Genomic DNA, 17,719 nt, shown 5'->3' with positions numbered 1-17,719 from the left:
ATTTGGCTGGTTACTTACTGGAACTAAGTCATTAGCGGAGTTGACTAGAATCAGAATTTTCGTGACCTTCCAGTAACACTTCAAAAGTTGTCCAACCTTGGCCGCTGTCTACTCGTAGCTCTCCACCTATTTGCGCCACTAGCTTTTGTACCAAGGCTAGTCCTAGGCCAGTTCCACCTTGCCGCCACGGGTCGGCGTGAGGCACTCGGTAAAACTTCTCAAAAATATGAGGCAATGCAGCAGGCGGAATCTCCGCTTGGTTACTCACTTCAAACTGAGTCCTGAGTGCCGCAGGTTGATCAGGGAGCGCGGGGTCGATCTGCTGCTCAACTCTCAGTTGAATCTCGCCTTGAGGTGGCGTGTATTTACAGGCATTATTGAGCAACTCAGCTAGTAATCGAGCTAAGCTATTGCGGTCTGACTGAATCGGCAGAACATGAGGTGGTAGATCAACTGTGAATTGTTGACCCCGCTCTTGCATTCGGGTCGAAAATGGTTGGACGATGCTGGTCAGCCAGTCTTGAAGCACAATTGTCTCAAGGGATATAGGATAGCGATCTGCTTCAAGTCGCTGTAAGTCTAGCAAGTCATTGATTAGGTTCGCTTCTCTGGCGCACTCAGCTTGTAGGATTTCTAGGTATTGCTGCTGCCGCTCTGAGGAGGGAGAGAGCTTGAGCATGTGAAGTGCCAGCTTCATGTTAGAGATTGGCGTACGCAGTTCGTGGGATACGGTACTCAGGAAGTCATCTTTGAGTTGATGCAGATGTTGCAAAACTTCGACTTGGGCTTGAGCTGCTTGATATAAGCGAGCTTGACGAATGGCGATCGCGCACTGATTGGCTGCTTGTTGCACTAAGCGGACCTCTAGGTCATCGAACACGCAGTTGGGCAGGCGGAAGATCCATAGATCTCCTAAGACTCCCTGATCATCAAAGATTGGGCAAGCCAAAATCGCCGCTTGAGGTCTACTAAACTTGGGTGCTAAGCGACAGAACTGTAGGATCTGCCCCTCCAGCAACGCTTGGTGTACATCTGAGACAGTCTCTAGAGGCAATGCACCGCTCTGACTAGAAGGCCAACCAGGCTTCACCGCCTCGTAGTGGATTGTAATGACGTTTTTCTCTAGATCATATAGGGCGGCATTACAGCACTCTGCGATTAGCGCCTGGTTTAATTCCTGTACCACAGTTTCTAGAATCTGGGCTTCATCCAAACTGTCCCGCACCTTATCTGTAACTCTTTTCAGCAGTGCTTCTAAATCGAGGGCTTGTCCCAGTTGCAAGGTACGTTCTTGTAATTCGGCTGTGCGCTGTGTCACGCGCAGCTCTAACTCATCCTTCACTGCTTCTAGAGCTGTAAAAGAGCCTCGCAATTGTGCGGCCATCTGGTTATGAGCTTGAGCCAAAACTCTAAATTCATTCACCCCTCCGAGGCTAACAGTTTGGTTAAAGTTCCCATTGGCTAGGGCTTGGGAGGCCGAGCACAAGCGGAGAATTGGGTCAGTAATGCGGTGAGACGTGAGCACGCCTAGAACGATCGCCACCAGCAACGCCCCTAGGCACAGCAAAACCGTAGTGCGTCGGCTTGCTTCGATGTGCTCCATAAAATCTGCTTCTGGCACCACCACTACAATCAACCAGTCCAACCCATAACCGTCCGTAAAGGGCATGACTTGCACAAACTGCCGCTGACCCTCCACGACAAAATTGAGTTGTTGGCTCTGCCGAATAGAGCTAAAACTACCAAAGTATTGTTGTAATTGTTGCGCGGTCAGGCGAGTCATTTGATTCCGGCTGGCGATCGCACTTAGCCGTCGTCGCGGGTCTGCCACTCCCTCTAGATTCAAGCTAAAAGGTAGCTCAGCCGTTGAACTAGCCACGAGGTTACCTGAGCGCTCGATGATAAAGGTTTGTCCAGAGCGGCCCACCTTCAGCCGGTGCAAAAAGTCATCCAGTTGTGAGAGTGAAACCGTGGCATTGGTCGCACCAATTAAAGTCCCCGCTTCGTCATAAATAGGTCGAGTGGCACTGACGGCTAGCCCTCTAGAAGAGAAATAGGGATAGACTGCTGTCCAAGTTGGTTTATTTGCTTGCACCGCCTCTCGATACCAGGGACGAATCCGAGGGTCGAAGGTGGTATCCAGTCGGATCAATTGCTGGCGATTACCTTGCTGATTAATTGTGTAGGTGTGGTACTTGCCAGCAGTGGAGGCATCGATCACGCGAATGACGAGGGTTCCGTCCTGCAAGCGGTCCACAGCATGAATCTCTCCCTGCTCACTGCCAAAGGCGATCGGGCTTAAAGACTGAAACAACTGCATTTGTTGCCAGAAATGCTGCTCCAAACGCTTGCCGTCTTGCAGATTCAATTCCCCTAAGCGAAACGCACTGGCGTTGATCGCAGTGACCAATTGCGGAGTTTCTAGATAGTTAGCAAGATGCTGATGGACGCGATTTGTAACTTCGTTTCTCAGCTCAGCCGCAACTTCATTGACTGCTCTCTGACCATCTCTTAAGGAAAAATATGCCGTTAACCCAACCGCCGCGGTAATTTGCAGAACAAAAGGAACAATGAGCGCTACTCTGAGCGGCACATTCGATAAGCCTCTAACCAGGGGATGCAAGAGCTTCTGCATGTATCCTAGTTTAGAGCCTGCTTAAAAGTGAGTGGACAGTAGAGTCATTCATGATAGGTACAAAGCAAAAATTATAATAGCTTTTACTTAATACCTTCTAGCCGTGCCTGTCCTGTAGCTTAAGTGTAGCTCAGCAGCCTCACATAATGGTTCGTGCCACGCTTGATCGGGAATTTCTGGCAAGGGGTAACCGAGCGATCGCACCCCTGCCGAATAAAATGCTGAATAATTTAGGATGGTTGCCCTAGCTTACACAAGAGGTAAGCAAATGCTAAAACAAGTGTTTCCTGGCTTCGATTCAACCAAAATTGTGCCCTGGTGCCGATTTTCCACAATGCGTCGTACGGTTTCCAAGCCCAGCCCGGAGCCTTTGCCCACAGGTTTAGTCGTAAAAAATGGCTCAAAGATGCGTGACTGAGTTTCAGGCGGAATGCCATCGCCAGAATCCATGATGTCAACGCGGACAGAATGCTCCTTACGTTGCGTGGTAATGGTCAGCACTCCTTTGCCATTCATAGCATCAATGGCGTTATCGATTAAGTTCGTCCACACCTGATTGAGTTCGCTGCCATAAACCAGTAACTTGGGCAGCTGCTTATCATAACACCGTTTAACTTGGACTCCCTGCTTGAGTTTATGAGCAAACAATCGCAAGGTATCTTCCAATCCTTGATGCACATCTACTTCTTGCCGAGTGCCTTGATCTAAGTAGGAATAGGACTTCATCGCTTGCACCAGTTCTGAAATTCGCTCTGCTCCCCGCAGACCATGTTTGATCATGGATATCACCTCAAACGAAAGTGATAGCCATTGCAACCCAATCTCGCGTAATTCAGTGGGGTCATCTCGCCAACGCACCATCAGTTGGTCTAGCGTTTCAGTCTCAACGCCTCCCTCTGCTAGGGGTTCTGCCAGTTTCCAAGCTTGGCTAACTCCATAGTCTTCTAGCCAATTTTCTAAGATTTCGGTGCGATCGCTCAGAGTTACAGCATCTACGCGATTGTTCAGAATCAAGTCATATCCTACATCCCGCGCCTGTAGCCACTGTTGCGTATGTGCGTCATCCACTTGGCGTTTACCATAAACCAAGTTCATGCGCTGGAGTTCTAGAATGGCTGGCGGCATCTCTCGCAACGCCCGCACCAACGCTGCGGCGGGATTGTTGAGTTCATGAGCTAGACCTGCGGCTAGCGTGCCCAGGGCTGCCATTTTCTCCCGTCCCCGGATGAAGGACTCTAACCCACGCAACCGTTGTTCCACAATACGGAACACCATCCGCTCGAACGTGCGGCATTCGTGCAACAGCGTCAGAAAGTCACTGGCTTCAATTTCGTGAAGATGGCAATCTGTGATGGCTCGCAGGGTCACTGGAGTAGGCTCATCTGTCAGGACTTGAACTTCTCCAAAGAAGGCGGGTGCTTGATGTCTCCCTAGGGGAATTTCTGTCCCCTCACTGCGACGGGTAATCAGCATTTGACCCTTTACCAGGATAAATAAGCCCCGATGCGGATCTCGCTCTTGAATTAGTGTCTCTCCAGCCTGCACCATCACGGTTTGAGTGCGATCGCATACCCACTCTAATCGGGTTTGGGACAGATGTTGAAACGCCTCCAGTTTGAGCAGGTCTTCGATGCACAACTTGCGATTCACCATGTCATACCTTACTTAGATAACGATGGATAAATTGCACTGCGATCGAGCCTTCACCCACACCCGATGCCACCCGCTTCACGGAGTTATATCGCGCATCTCCGGCGGCAAAAATGCCGGGAACACTCGTTTCCAGGAGAAAAGGCGATCGATCTTGATTCCAACCCTTGGGAGGCTTACCATCGCGGATTAAGTCAGGCCCAGTCAGGATAAATCCTCGCTCATCTCGCTCCACTACGCCATCTAGCCAGTCGGTTTTGGGCATTGCCCCGATAAAGATAAACAAAGAGGCAGCTTCGACGGTTTCACTCTCGCCCGTGTGGATGTTTTTGATGACAATCGCCTCTAGGTTTTTGTCGCCTTTGACTTCTTCAACCGCACAACCGACACAAACTTTGATGTTATTTGTCGCTTCTATCTGGTCAATTAAGTATTGCGACATACTCTTGGTTAAGGGCGATCGCACCAACATCACGACTTCGAGGGCATATTTAGAGAAGTGCATCGCGGCTTGTCCCGCAGAGTTGGCACCGCCCACGATATAAACGGTTTCACCCTGGCAAGCGATTGCTTCGGTCATCGCTGCTCCGTAATAGACGCCCGCTCCACACAGTTGGTCCATGCCTGGCACATCCAACTTGCGATAGGCAACTCCGGTTGCTACTAACAGCGCGTGACAACTAATTTCGCTGCCGTCGGCCAAATGCAGAATTCGGTAGGGATTAGTGATCTCGACTGCTGTTACTTCTTGAGGAGTGAGAATTTCTACCCCAAATCGCCGGGCTTGGGCTACCGCTCGCCGGGCCAAGTCTACCCCACTTAAGCCTACCGGAAATCCTAAATAATTCTCAATGCGCGAGCTAGAACCCGCTTGTCCGCCTGGGGCTTGGCGCTCAATCATGACGGTGCTGAGTCCTTCTGAGGCTCCGTAAACCGCAGCGGCTAACCCTGCTGGCCCGCCACCAATAATAGCCAGGTCGTAGAAAGGACGCTCTGCTTGGGTTTGTAAGCCAATCTTTTCTGCGATCGCCAGATTTGAAGGTTGAATTAACCGGGAACCATCAGGAAACAAAACGAGTGGCAATTGTTGCTTGCCGTCGGCTTCGGCATATTCCACTAGCTGTGTAGCTTCACCTTCTAGTTCAATATCCAACCACTGGTAAGGCACTTGGTTGCGGGCCAGAAAGTCTTTGACTTGATGAGATAGGGGAGACCAGCGGTTGCCAACTACCCGAATGCCTTCAAAGGGAGGTCGAAAAGAGGCAAACCAGTCATCCAGCAAATCATCTAAAACTGGATATAGCCGCTCTTCAGGAGGGTCCCAAGGCTTGAGCAAGTAGTAGTCGATCTGGATGCTGTTGATGGCTCGAATGGCAGCATCTGTATCAGCATAGGCCGTGAGCAAGGCCCGCTTGGAGTTTGGGTACATATCCAGAGCTTGCTCTAGAAACTCAACTCCGCTCATTTGCGGCATGCGTTGGTCTACCAAGAAGAGTGCCACAAACTCATTGCGTAGCTTGAGCTGTTGTAAGGCATCCAATGCTGCCTGCCCAGAATCCGCTCGCACAATCCGGAAGCGATCGCCATACTGATGCCGTAAATCCCGTGACACTGTTTGCAGCACATCTGGATCATCATCCACGGTGAGAATTACAGGTTTTGCCATCACTCAATCTCCTGTTATTCAACGGCCACAGTTAGGAATCTTGTATACCATTTATCGATTTGATGCTGCATTAACGTATACATATTCAGCATTTCTAGATAGAGAGCTATCTCAAACGCGATTCCGTTCGGGGACAAAGCCAAACGCTCACTGAATTGATTAATTGATGGCTCAGTAGTTCTTTCCCTCCTCATCGGTAAAACACCACAGCCATTGTTCTCCTAGTTCCGCTGAACTAATCACAGCATGTCCGCTCTCCTCATAATGACGACGTGCATGTTGATTTCTGGAGGAGTCGCAGCACAACATCTTGCCGCAAGTCTGACAAATTCGCAGATGTACCCAGCGATCGTTAGTCCGCATGCACTCCTCACACCGGAACACGGGGTAGTTAGCCTTCGGAATTAAGTTTTCCAGAGTCATTTTATTGAGATGTTGACAGGGCATAGGTTTTTACTGTGTGAATGAGTAGGAAGTCTGTTTGGAAAGAATAGTCTTTTCTAGCAACTCTATATCGTTTTATGAAAGATCGTTTCTAGCAACTCTATATCGTTTTGTGAAAGATCGTTTTATGGAAGAGGATACAGCCATTTACAAAATAGTTGAGTGAGGCGTGGCATGATGAGATAAGTGAGCAAGGCAACACTGAAGCCTGTATTGATCAGTTGCTGGAACAATATAGGCAAATCAGACAGTAGTGGTGCCAGCAAATGGTTCGGGATAGGAAGCGTGAGAAACACTCCTAGCCACGTCACTAACACCATTTTGTAGCGAGGGGGCGGCATCTCCACTCTGTTTGGGAGTGTAAACCAGGTTTCCAGTCCAGTTAGGGTTTGAACCGCTTCAGGCTTTTCAATCAGTGGTTGCAATCGCGCCAGCCATTCTTGCCGGATATCAGATTCTAGCCAAGTTTTGAGGTTACTGTACTGATCGAATTTGAGGATGGCAACATATTCAGGGTGAGCATGATTCCACGGTCGAATTACATTGACTCCCAAGTGTCCTCTAAACTTTTGGGCAACCGCAGCGATACCGTGCAACCACTCTTCATACCCATGCTCGCGCCCAGGGCGAACCGTATGAGAAATGATGGCAGTGACCTGCTGAGTTTTTGCATCTGTACCAATTGCTTGGGGTTCAAACATGAAATGCAACCTCAGTGAGCGATCGCTTCAGACCAATGGAGTATCCACTAAATGTTCTGCCAGAAACCAAACCTGTAACTCGTTCGCAACACTTGGCTCACTAACATAATTATCCCTCTTTGAGAAAGTCTAACAGTGCGGGGTTGACCTGTTCTGCATGAGTCCAGTTGATAGCGTGAGGACCATCAGGGATCACCACTAGACGACTATCTTTAATGAGCTGCGGCAACCTCTTACCAGTGGAAGCGATCGGAAGGATGCGGTCAGCCTCACCATGAATGATCAGGGTTGGCACATCAATGTGGGGCAAGTCATCTCGGAAGTCGGTCAACCAGGAGGGTACACAGTCTAAGGTTCCTTTTGCAGAAGCTCCTGCTGCAACATTCCAGCTCATCTGGATGGCCTCATTGCTGATGCGATCGCCGAGAAATATATCGACGTTAAAGAAATTGTGAAGAAATGTAGAGAGATAGGCGGGACGGTCTGCGACAATGCTCTTCATAATGCCATCGAAGACGCTTTGATCCACTCCTTCCGGGTTATCGTCGGTCTTCAACAGGAAGGGGGGCACCGGAGCCATTAGTACTGCTTTACTCACCCGCTCTGAGCCGTACTTGCCGAGATAGCGCGTCACTTCACCCGTCCCCATCGAGAAGCCAACCAGCAAAACATCACGCAGGTCCAGTTCTGTGATGAGTGTGTTCAAATCTGCGGCGAAGGTGTCGTAGTCATAGCCAAAGGATGGCTGACTAGAGTTGCCAAAACCCCGGCGATCGTAGGTGATGACTCGGTAGCCTGCTGCCAGCAAAACTCCTACTTGTTTTTCCCAGGAATGTCCGTTCAGCGGAAAACCGTGAATGAGAACCACAGGCTGACCTGTTCCGTGGTCTTCGTAGTAGATATCGATAGTGCCAGAATTTTCTTTGCCGACAGTAACATAAGGCATTTTAGAATCTCCTCTTTGTGAGTAAGTTTGTGATATGTTGCGCCTGTGCCAAGAGACTGCTTTGCTCGGTTGCAAAACAGTATTTCAGCTAAATTAGGATGCTTTCATCGCAGTAGTTGCCGCCGTTTCGATAAATTTAGCAACTTCTTTAGGGTGAGAGATAAAGGGCACGTGGCTGGATTTGATCTCGCTGGTTTTGGCACCGATGCGTTTTGCCATAAAGCGTTCAAGTTCAGGGTTGATCGCCCGGTCTTCCTGAGTCACGAGATACCAGGAGGGAATTGTTTTCCAGGCGGCGCGATCGAGTGTTTGGTTGAAAGCGATGCTAGCGACTGGCTTTTGGGTTGCCGCCATCACCCGGGCCTCAGCTAAGGAAACATCTTGAGCAAAGAACTCATGTAGCTTGGCTCGATCAATAAAGAGAAAGCCTGCGGTATCAGGCACAATTGCGGTGCTGAGCGGGGGGGCTGGATACCTACTGTTCAACTCACTAATCTTTTCGCCGACTTCGGGGGCGAAACCAGCGATATAAACCAATGCCTTGACTTGCGGGTTACCAGCTGCCGCGCTCGTAATCACACTTCCCCCATAAGAATGTCCCACCACCACAACAGCACCCTTTTGAGCATCAATCACTCGCTTAGTGGTGGCAATATCTTCTGGGAGTGAGGTGAGCGTATTCTGCACAGCCGTCACGGTGTAGCCATCTTGCTCTAACAACGGAATGATATGTTGCCAGGATGTTGCATCAGCGAAGGTACCGTGAACGAGAACGATCGCAGGTTTGGAGTTGGAGCTTTGGGTTACTTCCTTAGAAGTAGCTACTTCTGCACGTATCAGCACAATTATTGAAACACTGAATGCCAGTAGCAACAGCAAAAACTTTTGAATTTTGATGATTAGCATACTTCACCAAATAGCCGCTTCTTCATACTTGTTGATAGGATGAATTTGAGGTTGAGGGAACTGCCGAAACGCAAAGCATAGATAGTCTTCCGCGGCAGAGGTCGCATCGAGCTGTCTTTGAATTGTCTTAATTTGCATCACCCTAATTTAGGGAACTCCCTCAAATCTGTCGTCCATTCCAAGTTCATACTTGAAGCCACAAAACGATCAGTCATTGGGTAATCAAAGGTATTGGGTTGGCATCCAACTTAAGTTCAGATCTATCTCAAACTTAGAGGCAAAACTCATAGTGCCGTCATCAATGAAGATACGGATATGGCTGTGATTACTCAGGCTAAAAATGGGGTTGAGGCGATCGCGCTGTTCCGCCAATCGCAACCGGAGGTGACCTTACCTTAATGGATTTGCATTGAAACGAAGGATTGCCAGTTTGTAGACTTGTCATCTTAGCTTAAGTTGGCTGTCAACCTGAACTTAAGTTGGATATGAAGCTGATACCTCAGGTTGCTTCATGATTGATCGTTTTGTAGCTTCAAGTATGGACTCTGAATGGACGACAGAGTTGAATTAGTCCCTTAAATTAAGGCCATATAAACGGTTGTAGAAGTGACCTGAGAGGGAAAAAAGAGAGCAGTCAGCGCTGGAATCTTCCAAGAGCCAGTTAGTAACAACTTGTCTGCTGGGAGATGATCTATTGGGAGACGACAATGACTATCAACCAAAATGGACTTTTTGTTCAATCGGATCAAGGTCGTTCTTACTACTTTGGTCAAGATCTCTATACCTTCAAAGCCATTGGTGAAGAGACCGGGGAAGCCTATGCGCTTTGTGAGGTTATCGTTGCACCTCAAGGCGGCACACCTTCCCATCGGCACAGCCGAGAAAATGAATCGTTCTATGTGCAAGACGGAGAGATTGAATTCCAGCTTGACGATCGCACCTTACTAGCAACGGTTGGTACTTTTCTCCATTCTCCCAAAGGGCAGCTGCATCGATTTACCAATACGACCTCTGCCCCTGCCAAAATGTTAGTTTGGGTGACACCCGCTGGCTTTGAGAAATTTATTGCCGAAGTGGGAAAAGCGGTGAATGGTCAAATTACGGCTACCCCACCTCTGAATGCTGAAGACTTGGACAAGATCCTCATTACTGCACCTAAGTACGGCATCGAGATTATTCCTCCGCCTTCTCAGCAATGACCACAGGACTGCAACCCACCCCTGCCTAATCAGTGCCAAGGTAGCTGGGCGATCGCTTTCATGACAGATGAATTAGAGGATAAGTAGCGATGGAAAGAAGCACTAGTTTTGAGAGTAAAGGGTTAAAGTGTGCCGTCACCTTTTACACGCCAGATAATGTCGCATCCGGCGATCGCTGTCCTGCCATTGTCATGGCTCACGGCATTGGCTTAACCAAAGAGATGGGACTGCCGCAGTTTGCTGAGCGTTTCGCTAAAGCGGGGTTCGCCGTCACGCTGTTCGATTATCGATACCTGGGTGCCAGCGAGGGAGAGCCTCGGGGTCAAATGCTCCCGACCGAGCAGCATGAAGACTACCGCAATGCTATTACCTGGACTCAGCTTCAAAGCGAAGTTGACCCTAAACGTATCGGTCTTTGGGGCTTCTCCTATAGCGGTGGTCACGTCCTGCACGTAGCGGCATTCGATCGGCGCGTGAAAGCTGTAGTAGCCCAAATGCCGACAGTGAATGCATTTCTCAATTCTCGCCGTTTGGTCTCCCCCCTTGCACTCCATGAACTCACAAAGTTGCTTGCAGAAGATCGGATCAAACGGTATCAAACTGGAGAGGTGAGCTACTTCCCCTTGGTTGCCCCGCCTGGTCAACCCTCCTTTCTGGCAACACCCGATGCCTTTACTTGGATTGAATTGACTAAGGATGCCAGCGAAGGTAGATGGGAAAATCGGCTCACCTTTGAATCGATTGAACATTGTCTCTACTACGAAGCCATTCCTCACCCTGAGGCCATCTTTCCCACTCCGCTCTGTCTAATTGTGGGCGAGCAAGACTTCCTGGCCTCTCCCCAATTGGCCGCCGCTGTCTATGCAGACGCGATCGCGCCGAAGTCTTTTACAGTCTTGAAGGGTGGACACTTTGACGGCTTCCAAGGAGAAGGCTTTGAGATCGCCAGCACAACTGCCTTGAGCTGGTTTGAGAAATATTTAAAACATAAGCCTGCTTGTGAAACATAAAGCCATTACAAATAACCGAGGAAGATGTCATGACCCAGTATGACTACATTGTGATTGGTGCAGGTTCGGCAGGCTGTGTAGTCGCCAACCGCCTCACCGAAGACAGTGACACAACCGTGTTGTTACTTGAAGCGGGTAACCCAGATATAAAATCAGAAATTCACATCCCAGCACAATGCCTGAGTCTACAAGGCTCTGAGGTGGACTGGGCGTATTTCTCTGAACCCGAACCCTACCTGAATGACCGCAAAATCTTTTGTCCTCGTGGGAAAGTTTTGGGCGGCAGCAGTTCGATTAATATCATGATTTATCTGCGAGGCAATCCTCACGATTATGACCACTGGCAGTCATTGGGGAATCCCGGTTGGAGTTACCAAGATGTCCTGCCCTACTTCAAGAAATCGGAGCATCAACAGCGAGGCGCGTCCGAATTTCACGGGGTTGATGGAGAGTTGAGTGTGACCGATCCGATTGCGCCTGCTGTGGTATCCCAACGCTTTGTAGACGCAGCAGTAGCAGTAGGATATGACCACAATTCTGATCCTAATGGAATGCAGCAAGAGGGGGCAGGACTCTATCAATTGACCATCAAGGATGGTAAACGGCACAGTGCCGCTGCTGCATTCCTTGTGCCCATTCTCCAGCGTTCCAATTTAACTGTAACGACAGGAGCGTTGGTGACTCGCTTGTTGTTCGAGGGTACTCGCACCGTTGGGGTGGAATACCTGCACGAAGGTACGCTGCACCAGGTCGGAGTCAACCAGGAGGTGATTCTAAGTGCTGGCGCGTTCGATTCGCCCAAGCTGCTCATGCTCTCTGGTGTTGGCAATGCAGAACACCTGCAAGCCTTGGGAATTTCAGTCGTGGCTGATTTACCGGGTGTGGGTCAAAACCTTCAAGACCACCCCGTTGTGGCCGTGGCACATGAAGCAACTCAGGATTTACACCCGGCAAACACCAGTAGTGTCGCTGAAGCGGGCTTGTTTTTGCATACTCCAGGTAATCTGGATGCTGCGCCAGATTTACAGTTTCTCTTCGGTCCCGTTGTGTTAGCACCGCCTGGTTATACCCACTCTGGTTTAGGATTCACCAGTTTTGTTTGTTTGACTCATCCCCAAAACATTGGCAGTGTCAGTTTGCGTCCTGCCGAAGGCAGCAGCGCTTCTCTACGAGACGCTCCGCGAACGCTATCGCCCGACCCCAAAGATGCCCCGATGTTGAGGATGAACTTTCTCCAAAGTGAAGCGGATGTGCAAAAGCTTGTTGTCGGGATCAAATTACTCCGTAACTTGTTCGCTGCCAGTGCTTTGGATGAGTTTCGTGGTCAGGAAATCGCTCCGGGTGCCGAGAAGCAAGGTGATGCCGCCCTCATTGCTTACGTCCGGGAAACTTGCAGTACCGTGTGGCATCCGGTGGGTACTTGCAAAATGGGCACTGACCCAATGGCAGTGGTAGATCCTGAACTCCGAGTCCATGGGGTTGAGGGGTTGCGGGTTGTGGATGCCTCGATCATGCCAACAATTACCACAGGCAATACGAACGCACCGACCATCATGATTGGCGAAAAAGCCGCCGATTTAATTAAAGCCGCAGGTCGTGTTTCACAGCAAGCTGCTTCCGTGATTGTGTAGAGCCCAGCGCCAAAGACGATCGCCAACTAATGCGATCGCACCGATACGGCCCTATTAATCATCTCCTTTGACTATCTAAATCAGGCAATGCATGATGAGATCTATCACAGTTCAAAACTCAATTCCTCAAATCACTTTTGTGTTATCTAAGATATTTTTGCCAACAGCATTAGCAGCAGAACTGCTGGGAGTTTCACTGTTTGGTAAAGCGATCGCGCAACCCTGTTGTATTAGTGAAGCCTGGTCCCTAGACAAAACGCAGGTCGTACCTATATCTTCACAACCCAGGCATCCAGTTTTGATAGCTACCGCCTATACTGATCTCACATTACCCACCCTGCGACGTGGCGATCGCGGCAGAAGCGTTCAACTGTTGCAGCAAGTTCTCTCAGATAATGGTTTTTTAGGAGCCGCAGGAGTCAGATTAAGAAATCCGAGTGGTGCAGTGGTGGATGGAGTCTTTGGTCCCATTACGGAATCTGCGGTGAGGGATTTACAGCAGCGGTACAAAGTTCCAGTAACAGGGCAGGTAAACCCTCGAACCTGGGAAGTGTTAGATATGCATGAAAACCCTTATCGAGCACCACTTCCCTGGAAAGGATAGTTCTTTCTTTTGTTTCTTCAAGTCCTACTACCCCCTGTAGCCTTGCGCCCTTTAGATTAGCCTGCTGTAGAATTACTTCTTGCAGGCTAGGCTCTGCTCGTTCTACATATAATTGACGCGAAGGCGAAAATTAGTTGTGCGAGGCAGGGGCTATGTTTTATAGGATCGAGCTCTGGCTTGTAGTGTTCACGAGAATTGCACTTTACCCTCATTTGAGAAAAGATTTGTGGCATTTGGGTTGGATGCTATTGATTAGTAGCACCGCTGCTAGCCCATTGCCAGCCCAAGCTGTAGATAAAAATCCAGCTTTTGCTTCACAACTAGTTCTTAGCCAAGCTTCTTTCCCACCACCGGATATCTTAAAACCTCCATCTCGCAATATTCCTACCCCAGAAACACCTCAGCCTTCTCCTGTCTTACCACCGCCAGAAGAGTTGCTGCGGCCCCCAGCTTCTAGTCCTGAAGTCACTCAACCACAACCCTTACCAGATAACGTGCCTGCTACCATAACTGTAGAGCGGTTTGAAGTGGTGGGTAGTACTGTTTTTAGCCCCGCAGAATTAGCAGCGGTAACTCAAGCATTTACTCAGCGCCCCATTTCCCTCGCAGAGTTATTTCAGGCGCGTTCAGCTCTAACTCAACTGTATGTAGAACGCGGTTACATCACTTCGGGGGCCTACATTCCACCGCAGCAATTACGTAATGGCGTGGTCACGATTCAAATCGTAGAAGGAACGCTAGAAGAGATTATAATCACCGGAACGCGGCGGTTAAAGCCAACCTATGTGCAGAATCGATTGGCAATCGCTACCCAACAGCCACTGAACCGCGATCGCTTGCTTGAAGCGCTACAACTATTGCAACTCAATCCCCTGATCGAGAGCCTCTCAGCCGAATTATCTGCGGGAACCAGACCTGGCGAAAATTTGTTAGAGGTTCGAGTCACCGAGGCAGAGACTTTTAATACACAGATAACACTGGATAATGGGCGATCGCCCAGTGTGGGGACGTTTCGGCGGCGATTACAACTCAGTGAAGCCAACTTACTAGGGCTGGGAGATAGTCTCACTGCTGCTTACACCAATACAGATGGTAGCAACTCCCTCGACGCCAGCTATACTTTACCCCTGAATGCTCGCAATGGTACCCTAAATTTGGCTTACGGTACCTCGTCAAGCCAGGTGATAGAAGAGCCGTTTGACCAGCTCGATATTGATGCCAACTCTCGCTATTACGAACTAACCCTGCGCCAACCGCTTGTCGAAACCCCTCGCGAAGAATTTGCCATTGGCCTCACCGCCAGTCGGCGTGAGAGTCAAGCTTCGTTACTGGGTGGAGATATTCCGTTTCCTGCCTTAGGAGCCGATGAGCAAGGAAAAACCCGTATCTCCGCGTTACGATTTTTTCAGGAGTGGACGCGACGCGGTAACCGAGAAGTGTTTGCGGCTCGCTCTCAATTTAGTTTGGGTCTGGATGCTCTAGATGCCACCCTTAGCGACACCGGACCAGATAGCCGTTTTTTCTCATGGCGAGGACAAGGGCAGTGGGTCAGGCTTTTAGCTCCAGACACACTGTTGTTGCTGCGAACCGATGTGCAACTGGCTGAGCGATCGCTGGTACCACTAGAGCAGATCGGTTTAGGTGGGCTAGAAACGGTACGTGGCTATCGACAAGATTTGTTGCTCGCCGACAATGGGTTGTTTGCCTCAGCTGAGGTGCGGCTGCCGATTGCTCGGATTCGTCGGTGGGATAGCGTCTTACAACTGACTCCCTTTGTTGACTTTGGCACCGCTTGGAATCGAGGCGATCGCGAAGAAGCTGACCCTAATCCGCTGGCATCAGTTGGCTTGGGACTACGCTGGCAAATGGGCGATCGCCTCACCGCTCGATTAGATTGGGGGATTCCTTTGGTTTCGGTTGATGTAAGCAAGGAAACATTGCAAGAAAATGGACTTTACTTCTCCATCCTGTACAACCCATTTTGAGCCAGAGTTTCTAATTGCACTTGACGGAACAACTAAATTGCCTGCTGATTGGCTCACGGACCTACTCCCGATTCACCACCACAATGATTTCCGTGCCCTGATCAGGCTGACTGTGGATGATTAATTCAGCGCCAATCTGATCAACCCGCTCACTCATCCCCAGTAAACCAAATCCCTTCGTTAGATATACTTGATCCACTTCAAAGCCCTGTCCATCATCTTTAACTCGTAATAGACATTGCGTCTCCTCGTACACTAACTCAACCCAAATTTCAGTGGCTTGGGCATATTTAATCGCGTTGGTTAAGGCTTCTTGGCCAATGCGTAAGAGATTATTTTCCACATCAGGTGGTAAAGCATAGACTCCACCCATGATTTGACAGGTGATTTGAGTCTTCGTAGAAGATTTCATTTGATTGACTAGATGTTTGAGGGCGCTAAATAAATCTCCCTCTTCTAAGAGTTTGGGTCGTAGCGCCGCGACTGATCGGCGGGCTTCAGCCAGCCCAGTGCGAGCTAATTCATCCACAGTTTCCAGATGTGCTTGTGCAGCCTCTGTTTTTCTGGTCATGATTTCGGTTGCCGCTCCAACATGCAGCAGAATGCCTGTAAACGCCTGCGCTAGCGTATCGTGAATTTCTCGCGCCATCCGGTTGCGTTCTTCTAAAATGGAGGCCGCTTCAGCTCGTTTGCGATCGCTAATGTCTTGCCCAATACCAACATTCATGCCGTTGGGAAGCCGAATATTTGCCCACGCGGTGTTGACCACACGCTCGTCTTTGGTTCTGATTTTGAGGTCTGACCAAGTGCCAGTTGCGGCTAACATATGGTCTAGAATCTGCTGCTGTTCCGAATTGAAACAACATTCAACAATTAGGTCAATATGGTGCAGATCTGCGGTTGACCATCCTAAAGTTTGCTCAAACTGATGATTGACAAATTCGATTTCTCCTTCTGCATCGTAGAGTGTAATCATGACAGGAATATGCTCCACGATCGCTTGCAAGAGTTGTTTTTGTTGGCTCAGGGTATCTTCTGCCTGCTTTCGTTCCGCAATTTCTTGCTCTAGTTTGAGAGTCCGCTCTTCCACCCTTTGCTCTAGGGTGCGGGCATACTCCTTCAGATTGTCCCACAGTAGGTAGCTGCTGCTGGTTATGGCAGAAGTCGTGAGAGCCAGCAGGGAGGGAATGATAATAATCCACCAACCCGCGAGAAACAGGCCGTATGCACTGCCTAAAAGCACAATTGCCAATAAAACGACTCTAAATGCTGCTTGGCGAGGCGATCGAGATATCCACCCGATGATGGCTCCGATCGCAGACCAAAAAATGATCCATAGCCATTCAATCGGTTCTGACCAGACGCTCAACAGAGGGCGACCCTCTAAAGCCGCACTGAGCAATTGACTCGTTAATAAAGCATGAACTGCGACACCAGGGGGGGCTGCAATCAAGTCGGTGGTGTAAGAGGTGAAAAATTTGTCTTCAATGCTCTCAGCCGTTAATCCAATCAAAACAATGCGATCGCGCATTAAGTTTTTGGGTATGCGACCCCGCAACACATCTGTCATGGAGATAGTATGGAAATCGTTTAGGAATTTGGGAAAGTTTGACAGAATTTGATATCCACCCGCATCAACGCCCACATAACCCCCATCGTTAGACCGCAAAGAAGTGAATGCGGCTCGGCCTAATCGGAACTGACCTTGACTGGAGTCGATCGTTTCTAGCTCGATACCTTCACCTCTGAGATACACAAAGGCTAGTTGTGCTCCTAAGGTGGCAATTGCTCGCCCGTCCTTGTTGCTTAAGTACAGCAAACTGCGACGAATTGTGCTGTCGGTATCCAAGAGCAGATCAATGGCGCTGACCTGATCCCGTTGCTTTAAGGTTGGAGGTGCTTGAATCACCTCGCCCTGAGCCGTTTGAATCACTTTCTCAATCCCAATGAGATTAGGGGTAGAGATGAAAACGTTGATCAGGTCTTGATGACCCGGTTCTACAGGTAGATCTCGAAAGATATCCAGACCAATGACTCTCGGCTGCTGTTGTTTGATGGATGAGATTAACTGAGCCAGCACCGCATCAGACATGGGCCACCGCCCGAGTTGCTTGATGTCTGACTCATCTACGGTAACAAGGACAATCCGGGGATCAGCCGGTTCAAAGTGACGCAGGCGGAACATCTGGTCAAGTGCCACTAGCTCCATCAACTGAAGTGCTCCGGCAAATCGTAGAATCAGCAATCCTCCAGCAATGCTGGGAGCAGTTACCAGAACTCCACGCCATCGCCAAATACACTGCTTCAGGATTGTCCACATAGGATAAACGCGATCGCTCAAT

The 17,719-nt window shown here is 49.4% G+C and carries 14 protein-coding genes; 5 read left to right on the top strand and 9 right to left on the bottom strand.

The features are described from left to right. Window positions 1-31 precede the first annotated feature (31 nt). From H6F68_RS08265 to H6F68_RS28705, 8 genes are all read right to left on the bottom strand, one after another. Entirely contained in the window at window positions 32-2,635 is a 2,604-nt protein-coding gene (locus H6F68_RS08265) for a cache domain-containing protein (protein ID WP_190558044.1), read from the bottom strand. 249 nt (window positions 2,636-2,884) lie between these two features. Next, the gene (locus H6F68_RS08260; RefSeq protein ID WP_190558042.1) at window positions 2,885-4,288 is read right to left on the bottom strand and encodes a sensor histidine kinase; all 1,404 of its coding nucleotides are present in this window, start codon (window positions 4,286-4,288) and stop codon (window positions 2,885-2,887) included. A 1-nt stretch (window position 4,289) separates the two neighbouring features. Next, window positions 4,290-5,951 (bottom strand): response regulator, encoded by a 1,662-nt coding sequence (locus H6F68_RS08255; RefSeq protein WP_190552395.1) that lies wholly within the window; start codon window positions 5,949-5,951, stop codon window positions 4,290-4,292. Window positions 5,952-6,122: 171 nt separating this feature from the next. Continuing rightward, window positions 6,123-6,398, bottom strand: coding sequence for a UBP-type zinc finger domain-containing protein (locus H6F68_RS08250; protein WP_190558040.1), 276 nt, complete (start codon window positions 6,396-6,398; stop codon window positions 6,123-6,125). Window positions 6,399-6,520: 122 nt separating this feature from the next. Then, entirely contained in the window at window positions 6,521-7,096 is a 576-nt protein-coding gene (locus H6F68_RS08245; protein ID WP_190558037.1) for an antibiotic biosynthesis monooxygenase, read from the bottom strand. Between the two features lie 109 nt (window positions 7,097-7,205). Further along, window positions 7,206-8,042, bottom strand: coding sequence for an alpha/beta fold hydrolase (locus H6F68_RS08240; protein WP_190558036.1), 837 nt, complete (start codon window positions 8,040-8,042; stop codon window positions 7,206-7,208). 93 nt (window positions 8,043-8,135) lie between these two features. Continuing rightward, window positions 8,136-8,885 (bottom strand): alpha/beta fold hydrolase, encoded by a 750-nt coding sequence (locus H6F68_RS08235; RefSeq protein WP_190558034.1) that lies wholly within the window; start codon window positions 8,883-8,885, stop codon window positions 8,136-8,138. A gap of 285 nt (window positions 8,886-9,170) precedes the next feature. Next, window positions 9,171-9,326 (bottom strand): hypothetical protein, encoded by a 156-nt coding sequence (locus H6F68_RS28705; RefSeq protein ID WP_206755508.1) that lies wholly within the window; start codon window positions 9,324-9,326, stop codon window positions 9,171-9,173. Between the two features lie 329 nt (window positions 9,327-9,655). On the opposite strand from H6F68_RS28705, the gene H6F68_RS08230 reads away from it, so the two are divergent. The 5 genes from H6F68_RS08230 (at window position 9,656) to H6F68_RS08210 (ending at window position 15,377) form a co-directional block, all read left to right on the top strand. Next, complete coding sequence (locus tag H6F68_RS08230; protein WP_190558032.1) at window positions 9,656-10,147, top strand: cupin domain-containing protein; 492 nt, start codon at window positions 9,656-9,658, stop codon at window positions 10,145-10,147. A gap of 89 nt (window positions 10,148-10,236) precedes the next feature. Then, window positions 10,237-11,157, top strand: coding sequence for an alpha/beta hydrolase (locus tag H6F68_RS08225; protein WP_190558030.1), 921 nt, complete (start codon window positions 10,237-10,239; stop codon window positions 11,155-11,157). A gap of 29 nt (window positions 11,158-11,186) precedes the next feature. Then, window positions 11,187-12,788, top strand: a complete 1,602-nt coding sequence (locus tag H6F68_RS08220; RefSeq protein WP_190558029.1) for a GMC family oxidoreductase — start codon at window positions 11,187-11,189, stop codon at window positions 12,786-12,788. Window positions 12,789-12,879: 91 nt separating this feature from the next. After that, complete coding sequence (locus H6F68_RS08215) at window positions 12,880-13,392, top strand: peptidoglycan-binding protein (protein ID WP_242065412.1); 513 nt, start codon at window positions 12,880-12,882, stop codon at window positions 13,390-13,392. 242 nt (window positions 13,393-13,634) lie between these two features. Next, window positions 13,635-15,377 (top strand): ShlB/FhaC/HecB family hemolysin secretion/activation protein, encoded by a 1,743-nt coding sequence (locus H6F68_RS08210; RefSeq protein ID WP_190558027.1) that lies wholly within the window; start codon window positions 13,635-13,637, stop codon window positions 15,375-15,377. Between the two features lie 61 nt (window positions 15,378-15,438). Here the strand turns inward: H6F68_RS08210 and H6F68_RS08205 are convergent, their stop codons facing one another. Then, the gene (locus tag H6F68_RS08205) at window positions 15,439-17,718 is read right to left on the bottom strand and encodes a CHASE2 domain-containing protein (RefSeq protein WP_190558025.1); all 2,280 of its coding nucleotides are present in this window, start codon (window positions 17,716-17,718) and stop codon (window positions 15,439-15,441) included. Window position 17,719: the final 1 nt, after the last annotated feature.

It is taken from the genome of Trichocoleus sp. FACHB-262, assembly GCF_014696035.1.
Lineage (GTDB): Bacteria > Cyanobacteriota > Cyanobacteriia > FACHB-46 > FACHB-46 > Trichocoleus.
Note: the sequence above shows the minus strand (reverse complement) of the source record. Positions and strands in the feature narration are given on the sequence as shown.

What these genes read in the sequence shown, in the direction of transcription:
- H6F68_RS08250 (WP_190558040.1), bottom strand. Translation starts at nt 6,398, where the DNA reads ATGCCCTGTCAACATCTCAATAAAATGACTCTGGAAAACTTAATTCCG.
- H6F68_RS08265 (WP_190558044.1), bottom strand. Translation starts at nt 2,635, where the DNA reads ATGCAGAAGCTCTTGCATCCCCTGGTTAGAGGCTTATCGAATGTGCCG.
- H6F68_RS08255 (WP_190552395.1), bottom strand. Translation starts at nt 5,951, where the DNA reads ATGGCAAAACCTGTAATTCTCACCGTGGATGATGATCCAGATGTGCTG.
- H6F68_RS08210 (WP_190558027.1), top strand. Translation starts at nt 13,635, where the DNA reads ATGCTATTGATTAGTAGCACCGCTGCTAGCCCATTGCCAGCCCAAGCT.
- H6F68_RS08220 (WP_190558029.1), top strand. Translation starts at nt 11,187, where the DNA reads ATGACCCAGTATGACTACATTGTGATTGGTGCAGGTTCGGCAGGCTGT.
- H6F68_RS08245 (WP_190558037.1), bottom strand. Translation starts at nt 7,096, where the DNA reads ATGTTTGAACCCCAAGCAATTGGTACAGATGCAAAAACTCAGCAGGTC.
- H6F68_RS08240 (WP_190558036.1), bottom strand. Translation starts at nt 8,042, where the DNA reads ATGCCTTATGTTACTGTCGGCAAAGAAAATTCTGGCACTATCGATATC.
- H6F68_RS08260 (WP_190558042.1), bottom strand. Translation starts at nt 4,288, where the DNA reads ATGGTGAATCGCAAGTTGTGCATCGAAGACCTGCTCAAACTGGAGGCG.
- H6F68_RS08230 (WP_190558032.1), top strand. Translation starts at nt 9,656, where the DNA reads ATGACTATCAACCAAAATGGACTTTTTGTTCAATCGGATCAAGGTCGT.
- H6F68_RS08225 (WP_190558030.1), top strand. Translation starts at nt 10,237, where the DNA reads ATGGAAAGAAGCACTAGTTTTGAGAGTAAAGGGTTAAAGTGTGCCGTC.
- H6F68_RS08215 (WP_242065412.1), top strand. Translation starts at nt 12,880, where the DNA reads ATGATGAGATCTATCACAGTTCAAAACTCAATTCCTCAAATCACTTTT.